Here is a 14650-nt window from a genome sequence, read left to right on the forward strand (position 1 = left end):
CCCCCGCTCTGGCTTTCAGGGCGGGGGTTTAGCTGTGTCTGGAGCGTGGTGAAATCCCTTGCAGGGTGGTAGAGTGTGCTTCGTTCTAAATGACACAAAAACGGCGACATCGATGATCGCCCGGAGATCCAAGGAGAGGGATCAATTGAGCAGTTTTAAGCCGAGAAATTCGTACGAAATCCACGTTGATGAAGAGTATGGGGTTACCGAAGCAGTAGCGTCGCTCGACAATGGTGATTTCGGTTCTCGCACCATTCGTTTTGAGACGGGCCAGTTGGCTCGCCAGGCAGATGGCTCGGTGACGACCTACCTGGACGATGACACCATGATGCTTGCGACGACTACGGCGTCGAATAACCCCCGCGAAGGCTTTGATTTCTTCCCTCTGACCGTTGATGTCGAGGAGCGAATGTATGCCGCGGGCCGTATCCCGGGCTCGTTCTTCCGCCGCGAAGGCCGCCCATCCACCGAGGCGATCCTGGCTTGCCGTCTCATCGACCGCCCACTGCGCCCAACCTTCGTGAAGGGGCTGCGCAACGAGGTTCAGGTCGTGATTACCGTCCTGTCGATCGCCCCGGAAGAATACTACGACGTTGTCGCTATCAACGGAGCTTCCGCGGCAACGCAGCTTTCTGGCCTGCCGGTTTCCGGCCCCGTTGGTGGTGTGCGTATGGCATTGATCGCTGACGATAAACACCCAGAAGGCCAGTGGGTTGCATTCCCGAATCACGAGCAGCACCAGCGTGCCATCTTCGAGATGGTTGTTGCGGGCCGCATTGTTGAGCGCAAGCGTGGCCGTAAGACGGAAGCGGATGTTGCAATCATGATGGTTGAGGCAGGAGCTGGCGCGAACGTCGTCAAGCTGATCGCTGACGGCGCACCTGCACCTACCGAGGAAACCGTCGCAGACGGTCTGGAGGCTGCGAAACCGTACATCAAGACGCTGTGTGAGGCGCAGCGCGACCTTGCAGCTCAGTTCGACAAGGAACGCAAGGAGTTTCCGCTATTCCCGGCATACACCGATGAGGTGTTTGAAGCAGTGGAGAAGAAGGCATCGAAGAAGCTCGCTTCCTTCCTGACCATCGCTGGCAAGCAGGAGCGCGAAGAGAAGATTAACGCGTACATCGAGGACATCGAAGAAGATGTGCTTGACCGCCTCGACGTCGACGAAGATGACGACGATGTTGCTGCTGTGGTGAAGGAGATTCGCGCGGCGTACAACGCACTGCAGAAGGAGATTGTTCGAGGCAAGATCCTGAAGGATGGCTACCGTATCGACGGTCGCAGCGTGACCGCGATCCGTGACCTCGGCGTGGAAGTCGAACTGGTCCCGCGTGCGCATGGTTCGGCACTGTTCGAGCGCGGTGAGACCCAGATCCTTGGTGTGACGACGCTTGACATGCTGAAGATGGAACAGCCAATCGATTCGCTGAGCCCTGAGACTTCGAAGCGTTACATTCACCACTACAACTTCCCACCGTATTCGACTGGTGAAACAGGTCGTGTTGGCTCCCCGAAGCGCCGCGAAATCGGTCACGGTGCGCTTGCAGAGCGCGCGTTGTTGCCAGTGATACCTTCGCGCGAAGACTTCCCGTACACGATTCGCCAGGTTTCTGAGGCGCTGAGCTCCAACGGTTCGACGTCGATGGGCTCCGTGTGCGCATCGACGTTGTCGCTGTACAACGCTGGTGTGCCACTGGCTGCTCCGGTCGCGGGTATTGCGATGGGCCTTGTGTCGGGTGACGTCGATGGTGAGACGAAGTACGTCGCTCTGACGGACATTCTGGGCGCGGAAGATGCGTTCGGCGATATGGACTTCAAGGTGGCAGGCACCCGCGAGTTCATCACCGCCCTGCAGCTTGATACCAAGCTGGACGGCATTCCTTCTGACGTGCTCGCTTCGGCTCTGAAGCAGGCGCATGATGCTCGAGAGACCATCCTGGACACGATGGCAGAGGTCATTGATTCGCCGGATGACATGAGCTCGTTGGCGCCGAAAATCACCACGGTGAAGGTTCCTGTTTCCAAGATTGGTGAGGTCATTGGCCCGAAGGGCAAGATGATCAACTCGATTACCGAGGAAACCGGCGCGGACATCTCGATTGAAGAGGACGGAACCGTGTACGTCTCGGCAACCAGTGGCGAAGCAGCAGACGCCGCGATCGACAAGATCAACGCAATTGCTAACCCACAGTTGCCGAAGGTAGGCGAGCACTACCTGGGTACCGTGGTCAAAACCGTTGCATTCGGTGCGTTCGTTTCGATCGTCCCGGGAACCGACGGCCTGATTCATATCTCGAACTTGGGTGGCAACAAGCGCATCGAGAAGGTCGAGGACGTTGTCAACGTCGGTGACAAGATCGAGGTCGAGATTCGTGATATTGATAATCGCGGCAAGATCTCCCTTGTTCCTGTTGAGCAGAACAAGTAGTCTCACCGCTTAAAGAAGTGGCCAGGGCATTTACGCCCTGGCCACTACGCGTTTGCCGAGCTAACGGTGGACGTCAATAACTAGCCGTGTTGGACTTTCCAACACCGTAGCCTCAAACGAACGCTGCCGGTCGAGTCCGATGAAGAACTGCGACTGGTTTTCAAACGTGCCGCCGTTGGTGATCCCAGCGACGTTGCCGGTTGCCAGCTGATACGGGCCAGCGGAGATAAGATCAGGGTTGCTCGGGAGTCGATCCATCGGTGTGCCTTCGATGAGCACCTCCAAGATGTCGTTACCGGAGACCGCGAGCTCGTGGCCGGAGGCCTGCTGGAGTGCCTTATCGGTGTACTGAATTCGGTATCCAGGTAGGCCATCGCCTGAGAACTCGAAGACGACGCGGTCGTATGTCTCGTGGCTACCGACTCGAACATCCTGGAGCGTTAGCTCAGGGGCACCTTCGGGTGGAGCGAAGGTGTTGAAAGCGGCTGGGGCTGCGGGAGATGCGGCAGCCGACACCGTTGACTCCGTAGCAGGTACGTCTTGCGTAGCGGTAGCTGTAGCGCTTTCAGGGGACGAGGTTGCTGTGGAAGGCTCTGTCACTTCGGAGCCCGTGCCGCACGCGGTGAGCAGTGCAGCCACGGTGAGGACACCGGGGAGGATCAAGCTACTCTTCATGCTTTTCGAGTGTACCCAACCACACCTGCCGCACGGCGCGCTACAGTGACAGCAGTAGAACGAACGCAACTCGCAAAGACAGAATTGAGGAATGGATATGACAATCAAAGTCGGTGTTTTGGGAGCGCATGGACGCGTTGGTACCGCAGTTGTAGCGGGCGTGCGCGCGGCTGACGATCTTGAACTTGTGGCCGAGATCGATAAAGACGACAGCTTAGAAAAGCTGTTGGACGCCGGTGCCGAAGTTATCGTCGACTTCACCACTCCAGACTCGGTAATGAGCAATCTCGAGTTCTGTATCAAGCACGGCATCCACTGTGTTGTGGGCACAACGGGATTTGACGACGATCGCTACGACCAAGTACGCAGCTGGTGTGCTGCTTCGCAGGGCACTGGCGTTCTCATTGCGCCTAACTTCGCCATCTCAGCTGTATTGACGATGTCCTTTGCTCGCCAGGCGGCCAAGTTCTTCGAGTCAGCCGAGGTAGTTGAGTACCACCATCCGAACAAGCTGGATGCACCGTCCGGCACTGCGGTAAAGACAGCGCAAGGGATTGCAGAGGCCCGAAAGGCCGCCGGAATGCAACCTTGTCCGGATGCCACTGTGCAGGAACTCGATGGAGCGCGCGGCACGGATATCGATGGCGTCCGAGTCCACGCTGTGCGTATGACCGGAATGGTTGCGCATGAGGAAGTTATCTTCGGCACCGTCGATCAGTCGTTGACTATCCGCCAAGATTCCTATGGGCGTGATTCGTTCGTACCGGGTGTATTGCTCGGCGTGCGAAACGTCATGGATCATCCAGGCCTCACGATCGGCCTTGACAAGTTCCTCGGGCTGTAACAGATGCAGCCGCAGCGCCAACTCAGCATCCAGCTCGTGGCAGCATCAACGTTCGAACCGCCAGCCGGACTGGGCTGGCGGCCTTCATCTGGTGCAGCGGCGGCGGATGCTGTCGTCGAATTTGCAGGCAGGGCAAGCTATGACTCCTTCGGTGACAATGAGTCTCACACTTCGAGCACGGACGCCTTCCTGCATCACGTCATTGATACCGGCAACCTCTCGCTGCTCGAGCACGCAAGCGTGACGCTGTATATTCAGGGAATCTCAATGGCCACCAGCCATGAGATATTGCGGCACCGAGACTTTTCAATCAGCGAGCTTTCACAGTACTCCTTACCTGAAGAGCAAAGAGGAGTCGTGGTTCCTAGCGTCGTACAGCGCGACGAGCAACTTCAACGGTTTTTCGAGCACGCGATTGAAGACGCTGCGTTTGTGCACGACGAATTGCATAACGCGGTGGAAGCAAGTCTGACGGATGAGAAGAATGTGCTACTGCGCAAGCAACAGGTACGCGAGGCAGCTATGGCACTTGCTCCGGCTGCGAGAGAAACCCGACTTGTTGTCAGCGGCAACCTCCGGACTTGGCGGAATTTTGTTGCGACCAGGGCAGGTGAGCACAGTGGGGAGGAGCTACGAGCGGTCGCCGTGAGGTGTCTGGAACTTTTGAGTGAGTGCGCACCCGTCTTGTTCGAGGACTTCGTTGTCACAACGCTGCCGGACGGGACTAAGAAGGCAACAACCCAGTACAAAACATAGCGGTGGAGTTACATTCAGCCAGCAAAAAGGGTACGCTCTTTTGGCATGGGCACTTCTATGAAAGCTAATATCGGTGCTGACGTTTTCGGCACAGTCTGCGTCGCAATGGTCACGCCGTTCGATAAGCATGGCGAGCTAGACGTTAAGGCAGGACGAGCATTAGCTGCCCACCTTGTCGGCAATGGCATTGATGCCCTCGTGCTTGCGGGCACGACGGGCGAATCGCCAACGACAACCAGTGAAGAGAAAGTCGCGTTACTGAAAGCGGTGCGTGAAGAAGTTGGCGATAGCGCCAAACTTATCGCCGGAGTAGGCACGAACGATACCCGAAAGTCCGTCGCATTGGCGAAGGAAGCTGCTGAGGCAGGGGCTGATGGCCTCTTGGTTGTCACGCCGTATTACTCGAAGCCGTCTCAAGACGGCGTGTTTGCGCACTTCCGGGAGATCGCGTCTGCAACTTCGTTGCCGATCTGCCTCTACGACATTCCAGGACGCTCCGCGATTCCGATTGCCTCGGACACCATTGCGAAGTTGGCGGAATTGCAAACCGTAGTTGCGATGAAAGATGCGAAAGGCGACTTCTTCCAGGCAGCACCGTTGATCCAATCAACAGGCCTGGCATGGTATTCCGGGGATGACCCGCTGAACCTGCCGTGGCTGGCCATGGGGGCAACCGGTGTGATCTCGGTTGTAGGCCACGCAGCACCGCAAGCGTTGCGCGAGCTCATCACAAGCTTCGAGGAAGGCGACCTCGTCCGTGCGCGGGAAATTAACGCCAACGTCATCGACGTTCTCGCACATCAACAAGCGATTCTCGGTGGCACAACATTTGCAAAGGCTGCTCTGCGTCTGCAGGGCATTGAAGTAGGCGAACCACGCCTGCCAGTGGTCGGAGCGACCTCTGAGCAGGTAGAGGTTCTCAGAGAAGATTTGAAGAAGGCTGGAGTCCTTTAAGTATGAACGAACCCCGTACACGCTCACGCAAAGTGACGCGTAAAGCAGGGCCACCTGAGGCCACTGAACAGAAGCCGGTGTTTCAGGCACCGAAGCAGGCCGCAGGAACCGCAAGTAATGAAGATGACAAGGGCCCTGAGAAGTCACAGCGGGATAGCAAGTCCCGGAACTCGAACGGAAATGGCGGTAACGGCAGGAATCGCCGACGCGGCCGTGGGCGCGGTAGCAACGGCGGTGGCCGTCGCAACCCGGTGAAGTCGATGCAGGGCGCAGACTTGACGAAGCGCCTCCCGGCTCCTCCGAAGGCACCGAAGGGAACCCTGCGTATTTACGCCTTGGGTGGTATTTCCGAAATCGGTCGTAATATGACGGTGTTTGAATACAACGGGCGCCTGCTCATCGTCGACTGTGGTGTGCTGTTCCCGAACTCCGGTGAACCAGGCGTTGATCTTGTGCTGCCTGACTTTGGTCCGATTGAAAAGAAGTTGGACAAGGTCGAGGCCCTGGTTGTCACACATGGTCATGAAGACCACATTGGCGCAATCCCGTGGCTGTTGAAGCTGCGCCCGGATATCCCGATTTACTCGTCGCGTTTCACCAATGCGCTGATTGCTGCGAAGACGAAGGAGCACCGTCAGCGTCCGAAGTTGCATGAGGTGAACAAGGATTCTTCCGTCAACTTGGGCCCATTCCACGTGCGTTTCTGGCACGTGAATCACTCCATTCCGCAGTGTCTCGGCCTGTCTATTAAGACCGGCGCGGGTCATGTTGTGATGACCGGTGACGTCAAGGTGGACCAGACTCCGTACGACGGAATGCCGACGGACCTGCCGGCGCTGTCGCGTTACGGTGACGAAGGCGTCGATCTGTTTATGTGCGACTCCACGAACGCTACGGTGCCGGGTATTTCTGCATCCGAGGCCGGTATCGAGGAGACACTGACGCGTTTGGTGAGCCAGGCGAAGCAACGCGTTGTGATTGCCTCGTTTGCTTCCAACGTTGCTCGCGTCCAAATGGCAGTCAACGCGGCTGTAGCGAATGGTCGCAAGGTTGCCTTCAACGGCCGCTCCATGTTGAGAAATATGGAAATCGCCGAGAAGATGAGCCTGCTGAAGGCTCCGAAGAACACGATTATCCCTATCGAAGAAGCCGCCAAGATGGCGCCGCATAAGGTTGTGCTGATCACAACGGGTACGCAGGGCGAGCCGATGGCTGCGCTTTCGCGTATGTCGCGCCGTGAACACCGCCAGATCACCATTCGCGACGGTGACATGATCATCCTGTCGTCTTCCCTGATCCCAGGTAATGAGGAGGCTGTGTTCGCGACGATCAACAACCTCGCACAAATCGGTGCGACTGTGGTGACGAACTCCGAAGCTCATGTCCACGCTTCTGGCCACGGCTACGCCGGTGAGCTTCTCTTCCTGTACAACGCAGCACGCCCGACTTGCGCGATGCCTGTGCATGGTGAGTGGCGCCACATGCGCGCGAACAAGGAGCTTGCTATTGCGACCGGCGTGAAGCCGGAGAATACCGCACTTGCTCAAAATGGTGTTGTGGTTGACATGACGAAGGGCAAGATCAAGGTTGTTGGCCAGTACCAGGTCGGACAGCTTTATGTTGATGGCGCGACGATGGGCGACGTTGACCCGGATGTACTGGCAGATCGCAGCTCGCTTGCCTCAGGTGGCGTTGTCTCGATTACCTGTGTGATCGACGACCGCACGAGTAGCCTCATCGAGGTACCGCGCGTCTCCACCACTGGTTTCTCTGAAGACGACCGTGACTTCAATAAGAAGGTCGTCGAGCGTGTCCAGGAAGTTATGGGTGATTTGGCTGCAGAAGGGGAGAATGACCCGTACCGCATGGTGCAGCAGCTTCGTCGTCAGCTCTCGCGAACGATTGAGCAGAAGTACAAGCGTGAGCCAGTCATTCTTCCAACCGTGGTTCCAACCGCGGCGGATATTGGACCGGCAGAAGACGCTGATGTTCAAGCAACACGAGAGTCGCTTTAATACCTGACACTTTTGTGAGCAGAACTATGGGCCCTGGCACTATGCTAGGGCCCATGTCATTTGCAAAGACTGAACGAAATCAACTTGCTGAACTGTTACTCGAAGTCGGGCCTGAAGCACCGACGCTGTGCGAGGGCTGGAACACTCGCGATTTGGCGACGCACCTCTATATCCGTGAACGAAGGCCATTAGCTGCCATCGGAATATTTGTAAAGCGAGCGAGGAAGTTTTTGGAGGCGGAGGAAGCCCGACTTGCATCATGGTCGTACGAGGATCTTGTGCGTCTCTGGGCCATCGGTCCGCCTTCGCTTTTCAAGCCGAGTGACGATACGTTAAATACAGCCGAGCACTTTATTCACCACGAAGACGTTCGTCGTGGTGGGGGTAAGGTCGAGCCTCGACAGTTTAGCGCCGTCACCAACAAAGAACTTTTGAAGCTTGCGAAGCGGTTTGGTTCAGTCACGCTGAAAGGTGTTGCGGTACCTGTGATTTTGACGCCCCCGGACTTGCCTCCCGCGGTCATTGGCGAAGGCGTCGGCGTTTCAAAGCAGGGCGATAACGTCGTCCGCGTATATGGCGAGCCCGGGGAACTATTGTTGTGGGCCGCCGGTCGCAGCGCGGTCGAAGTGGATGTAACCGGTGCGGTCGAAGCTCTTGCTGGAGTAGGTATCAAGTTGTAGTACTTGATTCATTCGCCTGTAACAACATCTGTGGTTTTAGAGTGGCGGATGGTAATAATGGTGCGCAAGGTACTAGTGTGTAGCACATGTCTGCCAGAAAACCAGCGCCACGAAATACGCGAGCTTCAACGGGCCCGCGGGACCGTGCACGTTCAACGACGAGCCGTTACGGTGCCCCAGCGTCGATGACGCATCCACCGACCTCGTCCATGGTCGCGGCAGAGACTGCCGATGAACGGGTCGGGTCCGCGACGAGAGTCGTCGGAAGCTCAATTGGCAGTGCAGTTCGCGGAGCTGGTTCGTTGCTTACCAAACTTCGACCACGCCGTAAGGAGAGTTTTGACAGCGTGCCCGACGCAAACGGATACGATGACGAGGACGACAACTTCGATTTTCTTGACGACGGCCCCTCTGCTGAGGCGCCGCAACGTGAAGAGCACTCACGAAAGTCCAGTCGCTCGTTGGGCATCTCGCGTGGCAACGTTGACGCGTACGGTTTAGTGCTCATTGGCCTTGCCGCGATCCTGGGCGCCTCCGTGTGGATGGATATCGCTGGCCCGATAGGCAACGTCATTGCGCAGGGTGTTCACTGGGCAATTGGTGCTGGTGCGCTCCTGCTTCCTGTGATTTTGGTCTGCATCGCTATCGCTCTCATGCTGAACGTGAAGGCAGAACCGGCAGTACGTGCCAGGGTGGCGTCGGGCCTGTTGATTATTGGTATTGCCATGCTTGGCATGATTCATGTCTTCGCTGGCAACCCTGCCGATTGGGAATCTCGCAAGATCGCCGGTGGGGTAGTGGGCACGTTCACCGGTGGCTTGCTCGCCGCTGGATTCTCCTCATATGTGGCAGTTCCGCTGCTGGGACTTGTCATTGTTTATGGTGCGCTTCGTACAACCGGTATTACTGTGCGTGAAGCCTATGATTTTTTCACTGCATGGCTTAGCTCGGTATTCCAGCGCCCCGAGACTGACGATGAGTCGGATCCTTACAGTGATGTAGGCCGGGACATTGACGCTATCGCAGAGGGGCGCCCGCGCACGTCGGCAAAGCGCTCGCGGGTTGAGCCTGAATCGAGGAGCCCACGTACCGGTCTTTCTCCACGTACCGCGGCAAAGAAACCAAGGGTTTCTGGGTTTTCGTCGTTCTCGGAGAAGTTGCGAAAGGCCTCCACGCCGCTGGATAACTACCCGGCGGAGCCAGCGTCAGTGTCTCAAGCACCGGGTGATGAGACAGAGGTTTTCGATTTCGGTGAAGACTTCGACACGCAGGAAGGCAGTGACGCCACTACGGTCATTGAGCGCCCTGCGACGAAGGCGGCGTCGAAACGTCAGCCTGCGCAACCCGAGGAGACGAAGATTCTGCCCCGGCCTACGCTTGAGGAGGCTCAACGGGATGCTGTCGATCAGTCGCGAGATGCAGTTCGCCAGGCGGTCGTAGCTCGTTCAGGGAAGGACCCAAGCGCAACTCCACCTGAGGCGCCGAAGGATGGCCACGCGAAGAAGGTCGACAGGAATTCCACCTACGTCGTTCCAACAACCGATTTGCTGCTCGCTGGCCAAGCGCCGAAGACTCGCACCGAAGCCAACGATCGCATGATCGAAGCCATCACAGAGGTCTTCGAGGAGTTCAAAGTCAACGCCATGGTGACGGGCTTCTCCCGTGGTCCGACCGTGACCCGCTACGAAGTAGAGCTTGGGCCCGGCGTCAAGGTGTCGAAGATTACCAACTTGCAGTCCAATCTTGCCTATGCAGTCGCGACCGATAACGTTCGTTTGTTGACGCCAATTCCCGGCAAATCTGCCGTCGGTATTGAGGTGCCGAATCAGGACCGTGAGATGGTTCGTCTGCGCGATGTCCTCGAAGCGCCGAATGTTGCTGCGGACGATGACCCTATGCTCATCGGCTTAGGCAAGGACATCGAGGGTGACTTTATTGCCTCTTCGGTGCAGAAGATGCCGCACTTGCTTGTTGCGGGTTCTACGGGATCCGGTAAGTCGGCGTTCGTGAACTCGATGTTGGTTTCCTTGCTGACGCGCGCAACACCTGAAGAAGTACGCCTGATCCTCATCGATCCAAAGATGGTGGAGCTCACTCCGTACGAGGGAATTCCGCACCTGATCACGCCAATTATCACGCAGCCGAAGAAGGCTTCGGCGGCACTGCAGTGGCTGGTGGAGGAGATGGAGCAGCGGTACATGGACATGAAGACCGCTCGGGTCCGCCACATCAAGGACTTCAACAAGAAGGTCAAGAGTGGTGAGATCAGTGCTCCTCCGGGATCTCAGCGCGAAATGCGCCCGTATCCGTTCATTGTCTGTGTCGTGGACGAGCTCGCAGACCTGATGATGACCGCGCCGAAGGAGATCGAGGACTCGATCGTCCGCATTACGCAGAAGGCCCGCGCAGCAGGTATCCACCTTGTCTTGGCTACGCAGCGACCTTCGGTGGACGTCGTCACGGGCTTGATCAAGACGAACGTGCCGTCCAGGCTCGCGTTTGCAACATCCTCACTTACTGACTCACGCGTCATCCTCGACCAGGGTGGCGCGGAGAAGCTCATCGGCATGGGCGACGGTCTCTTCATCCCACAGGGCGCCGGCAAGCCGCAACGCATGCAAGGTGCGTTCGTGTCTGACGCTGAAATCCAAGCCGTCGTGGACGCCGCCAAGAGCCAGGACGAGCCACAGTACGTCGAGGGCGTTACGGAAGAGAAGGAGTCCGAGAAGAAAGTTATCGACGACGACATCGGCAAGGACCTGGACGACCTGCTGGAAGCCGTTGAACTCGTTGTTACGGCGCAGCTCGGATCGACCTCGATGCTGCAGCGTAAGCTGCGTATCGGGTTTGCGAAGGCCGGTCGACTGATGGATTTGATGGAGTCCCGTGGCATCGTTGGGCCATCGGAAGGCTCCAAGGCCCGTGAAGTGCTGGTGAAGCCAGAAGAGCTCGAGACCATTCTTTGGATGCTCAAGGGTGCGGATCCCGCGGACGCACCGAAGGACGTCGACGCGCAACTTGGTGATGACGCCACTGCAGATGAAGATGACGTGAAGACGGTCGAAGCAACCTACAATCCCACCGGTGGAGCCGTATAACTGGTAGCGACTCCCCCTGATGGTGTAGCCTGGCATTCGCATTGGAGGGGAGTACCCCGCAAGTGCCTCAGACCGTCAACACGGAACAAACGTATCCCGGTTGAGGCAGCCCCGTAGCTACGTGGTGGGGGAGACCTCCGGTCTTTCTTTGTCCTATGCAACGACCGGAGGTAGCCACGTTGAGTGTCCCCCTATGGATATGGCTGCTCACTGCAGCAATCATTCTGGGCTTTTTCGCCTTTGACTTTCTTACTCACGTTCGCCAGGCCCACGAGCCAACTATCAAAGAATCGGGCTTTTGGACGCTGTTCTACATGACGATGGCAGCGATCTGTGGCGGTGTGATCTGGTGGGAGTGGGACGGCGAGCACGGCGTCCAGTTCTTCACTGGCTACATCACTGAGCTGGCGCTGTCCGTGGACAACTTGTTCGTCTTCGCGCTGATCATGGGTGCGTTCAAGATTCCAAGGAAGTACCAGCAAAAGGTGCTGCTCTTGGGCATTGTTATCGCGTTGGTATGCCGCCTGCTGTTTATTCTGCTCGGCGCAGCACTTATCGAGGCGTGGAGCGACGTCTTCTACATCTTCGCAGCGTTCTTGATCTACACGGCTGTCAAACTCGTTTACGACGAGGCGACTGATGCACCTGAAACAGATCCGAACGATATGGCTGTCGTGAAGGCACTCCGTAAAGTCGTCCCTGTCACGAGCTCCTACCACGGTGACAAGCTGTGGTCGAAGACGAAGGAGGGCAAGTCCGCAGCGACCCCGCTGTTCGTCGCACTGCTCTCCATCGGGTTTATCGACGTAATGTTTGCGTTTGATTCGATCCCAGCAATCTACGGGATTACCTCTGAGGCGTACATCGTGTTTACCGCGAATGCGTTCGCACTCATGGGCCTTCGCCAGATGTTCTTCCTGCTTTCTGGCTTGTTGGACCGTGTGGTGTATCTGCCGTACGGGTTGGGCGTGATTCTTGGCTTTATCGGCATCAAACTGTTGCTTCACGCGCTACACGAGAACAACCTGCCGTTTGTCAATGGCGGTGAGAATGTGAGCGTGCCGGAGGTTGGCACCGTTGCATCGCTCGGCTTCATTGTGGCAGTACTGGTGATTACCGTGCTGTGCTCCATGGTGAAGGACCGAGCGGATATCAAGGCAGGGCGGCGGGACCCGAATGGGCCGAGCTGGCACATTGACTATGACGACCACGGCAATCGCCGGAAAGTCGACAATCAGGGCCACCACATCGAGTGGATTGATGACCCTGCAACGTCGGGCAAGGGCGACCACACCGCCACTGGTTCCCGCGAGACGGATCACCTTCACGTCCAGCGCGGGAGGAAGTAGAACCTCCGCGGTCTAAGGGAACACCCGGGAAACCGGGTTCCACTCGTGGACCTCTCGGCTGAGTAGAGCGTTGTTCTGCCAGTAGGGGTCCTGGTTCATGAGTGATACTGCCTCCGCAGCATCGGCAGTATCTGGTAATTGCACGATGATTAGGGCCTTGCCGGCGTCGACAAGCGGGCCAGATCCGACAATCCTTCCGAGCTCTAGCTGCTTCGCGATGAACTCGCGGTGTGCGGGGCGCGTAGCATCTACGAGGTCCGTATTATCTGAGTACGTGTAATGGAATACAAAATATTTCATAACACGCAGTCTAAGGGAAAGCATGGGATAGGTAGGGTAGAGGGCGTGACTGAAAAACCATCGAACTGGAACGTACCTAACGTCTTGACGTCGTTGCGAATCATTTTTATCCCCGTCTTCGCATGGTTGGCACTGGACCAGCGATGGGGTGCGGCGTTCGGTGTGTTCGTCGCGCTGATGCTCACGGACAAGCTAGACGGAACAATCGCCCGTACCTACAACCTGATTACCGACTTCGGGAAAATTGCGGACCCGATCGCGGACAAGGCCCTGATGATTACGGCACTTGTAGTACTCAACGTGGCGTCCAACCTTCCTGTGTGGATGACTATCGTCATCGTGGTCCGCGAGCTCGGCATCACCATGTGGAGAATGTGGATGCTGCGCAACGACCAAGTCGTTCCCGCGTCCAAGGGAGGAAAATTGAAGACGGTGCTCCAGACCGTCGGCGTTGCTCTCTACCTGTGCCCGCTGCCTTCCTGGATGGACGCGCCTTCCTACGTTGTAATGGTGTTGGCCGTAGTCGTCACCGTGGTGACCGGCGTGCAATACCTTGTCGATGCTCGCAAGGTGAATAACTAATGCGAGGTACTGCATCCGATGTGATTGCGGAACTTACTAAGAGGGGTGCAACAGTTGGGCTTTGTGAATCGCTCACTGCCGGTTTGGCAAGTGCCGCACTCGCAGGCGTTCCGGGTGCCTCCGCAGCGCTACGAGGCGCGATGGTGACTTACGAGACCGAGTGCAAAGTTACCTTGGCCGGCGTTCCCCAGGACGTCATCGATGAGTTTGGACCTGTTTCTCCGGTGACCGCGAAAGAGATGGCGAAGGCGGCAAAGCGGAAGCTCAACGCAGACTGGGGTCTTTCGCTCACTGGTGTGGCCGGGCCCAGTGAACAGGATGGCCACCCTGTCGGTGAGGTCTGGGTAGGGATCGCCTCAAGTGATGGTTGTGAAGCAGTTCTCGCCGGCGACATACTTTCCGACGCCCCTCTCGTACGCGGAACCATTCCAGGATTCAGACAGGCCCGAAACTTGCTACAGGCGCCGCGCAACGAGGTACGCGAGTGGGCTGTTGAAGCAGCGCTTCGCGTCCTGTTGCATGCCGTGCGGGAACAAAAACACGTTGAGGGGAGTTATACCAAGTGATGACTACGACACTTCTAATCGATACGCCGCTTGAGCCCTCGTTCGATGCACAGGATGAGGTCGCTTTTCCATTTCGCGAGTCTGGAACCCGCCAGAAAGAACCGCTGCTGAGAGAGGCGCTAGGAATGTCACTGCGAGCTTTTCGGGCGGATAAAGGCGTGACGTTGCGATCTCTTGCTGCTCAAGCCCGCGTTTCTTCTGGTTACCTCTCTGAGCTGGAGCGTGGGCGCAAGGAAGTTTCCTCAGAGCTGCTCGCATCAATTTGCGAAGCACTGGACACTACGGTTTCAGAAGTTGTTCTCGAGGCTGTTGCGAACCTTTCACTGCAATCGATGAACGATGAATTCGCCACGGCTGATGCGATTCGCGCATAGCGGAGCAGCGCTGTAACAGATAGAAT

General features: G+C 57.2%; 14 protein-coding genes. 11 read left to right on the top strand and 3 right to left on the bottom strand.

From position 1 onward, the window contains the following. Window positions 1–112: 112 nt before the first annotated feature. Window positions 113–2431 (top strand): polyribonucleotide nucleotidyltransferase, encoded by a 2319-nt coding sequence (locus BJP06_RS01040; RefSeq protein WP_071572533.1) that lies wholly within the window; start codon window positions 113–115, stop codon window positions 2429–2431. Window positions 2432–2491: 60 nt separating this feature from the next. Here the strand turns inward: BJP06_RS01040 and BJP06_RS01045 are convergent, their stop codons facing one another. Beyond that, the gene (locus BJP06_RS01045) at window positions 2492–3106 is read right to left on the bottom strand and encodes a hypothetical protein (RefSeq protein ID WP_071572534.1); all 615 of its coding nucleotides are present in this window, start codon (window positions 3104–3106) and stop codon (window positions 2492–2494) included. A gap of 97 nt (window positions 3107–3203) precedes the next feature. On the opposite strand from BJP06_RS01045, the gene dapB reads away from it, so the two are divergent. From dapB to BJP06_RS01070, 5 genes are read left to right on the top strand one after another with little or no spacing between them, the layout of a single operon-like run. After that, the gene (dapB, locus tag BJP06_RS01050) at window positions 3204–3950 is read left to right on the top strand and encodes a 4-hydroxy-tetrahydrodipicolinate reductase (protein WP_071572535.1); all 747 of its coding nucleotides are present in this window, start codon (window positions 3204–3206) and stop codon (window positions 3948–3950) included. A 36-nt stretch (window positions 3951–3986) separates the two neighbouring features. Further along, complete coding sequence (thyX, locus tag BJP06_RS01055) at window positions 3987–4706, top strand: FAD-dependent thymidylate synthase (protein WP_255365761.1); 720 nt, start codon at window positions 3987–3989, stop codon at window positions 4704–4706. Between the two features lie 45 nt (window positions 4707–4751). Beyond that, on the top strand, window positions 4752–5660 hold the full coding sequence (gene dapA / locus BJP06_RS01060) for a 4-hydroxy-tetrahydrodipicolinate synthase (RefSeq protein WP_071572537.1): 909 nt from the start codon (window positions 4752–4754) through the stop codon (window positions 5658–5660). A gap of 2 nt (window positions 5661–5662) precedes the next feature. Then, window positions 5663–7675: a ribonuclease J gene (locus BJP06_RS01065; protein WP_071572538.1), complete on the top strand. Its 2013-nt coding sequence runs from the start codon at window positions 5663–5665 to the stop codon at window positions 7673–7675. A gap of 53 nt (window positions 7676–7728) precedes the next feature. Next, complete coding sequence (locus BJP06_RS01070) at window positions 7729–8355, top strand: TIGR03085 family metal-binding protein (RefSeq protein WP_083433162.1); 627 nt, start codon at window positions 7729–7731, stop codon at window positions 8353–8355. Window positions 8356–8521: 166 nt separating this feature from the next. Here BJP06_RS01070 and BJP06_RS12225 read toward each other — a convergent pair whose 3' ends face one another. Further along, window positions 8522–8668, bottom strand: coding sequence for a hypothetical protein (locus tag BJP06_RS12225; protein WP_246814942.1), 147 nt, complete (start codon window positions 8666–8668; stop codon window positions 8522–8524). Between the two features lie 34 nt (window positions 8669–8702). On the opposite strand from BJP06_RS12225, the gene BJP06_RS01075 reads away from it, so the two are divergent. Next, window positions 8703–11453, top strand: a complete 2751-nt coding sequence (locus BJP06_RS01075) for a DNA translocase FtsK (protein ID WP_255365762.1) — start codon at window positions 8703–8705, stop codon at window positions 11451–11453. A 179-nt stretch (window positions 11454–11632) separates the two neighbouring features. Continuing rightward, a complete protein-coding gene (locus BJP06_RS01080; protein WP_071572540.1) occupies window positions 11633–12802 on the top strand; it encodes a TerC family protein in 1170 nt (389 codons plus the stop codon). Between the two features lie 12 nt (window positions 12803–12814). On the opposite strand, the gene BJP06_RS01085 is transcribed toward BJP06_RS01080, so the two are convergent. Continuing rightward, window positions 12815–13102 carry a YciI family protein gene (locus BJP06_RS01085; RefSeq protein WP_071572541.1) on the bottom strand — a complete coding sequence of 96 codons (288 nt, stop codon included), beginning with the start codon at window positions 13100–13102 and terminating at the stop codon, window positions 12815–12817. 45 nt (window positions 13103–13147) lie between these two features. Between BJP06_RS01085 and pgsA the strand changes: the two genes are divergently transcribed. Genes pgsA through BJP06_RS01100 form a run of 3 tightly spaced genes read left to right on the top strand, consistent with a single transcriptional unit; the run spans window position 13148 to window position 14624 of the window. Then, window positions 13148–13684 carry a CDP-diacylglycerol--glycerol-3-phosphate 3-phosphatidyltransferase gene (pgsA, locus tag BJP06_RS01090; RefSeq protein ID WP_252930819.1) on the top strand — a complete coding sequence of 179 codons (537 nt, stop codon included), beginning with the start codon at window positions 13148–13150 and terminating at the stop codon, window positions 13682–13684. Next, window positions 13684–14250, top strand: a complete 567-nt coding sequence (locus tag BJP06_RS01095) for a CinA family protein (protein ID WP_071572542.1) — start codon at window positions 13684–13686, stop codon at window positions 14248–14250. Before pgsA ends, BJP06_RS01095 begins: the two co-directional genes overlap by 1 nt. Next, window positions 14250–14624 (top strand): helix-turn-helix domain-containing protein, encoded by a 375-nt coding sequence (locus tag BJP06_RS01100; RefSeq protein WP_083433148.1) that lies wholly within the window; start codon window positions 14250–14252, stop codon window positions 14622–14624. Before BJP06_RS01095 ends, BJP06_RS01100 begins: the two co-directional genes overlap by 1 nt. Window positions 14625–14650 lie beyond the last annotated feature (26 nt).

This window comes from Corynebacterium sp. NML120713 (genome assembly GCF_001875735.1).
Lineage (GTDB): Bacteria > Actinomycetota > Actinomycetes > Mycobacteriales > Mycobacteriaceae > Corynebacterium > Corynebacterium pseudogenitalium.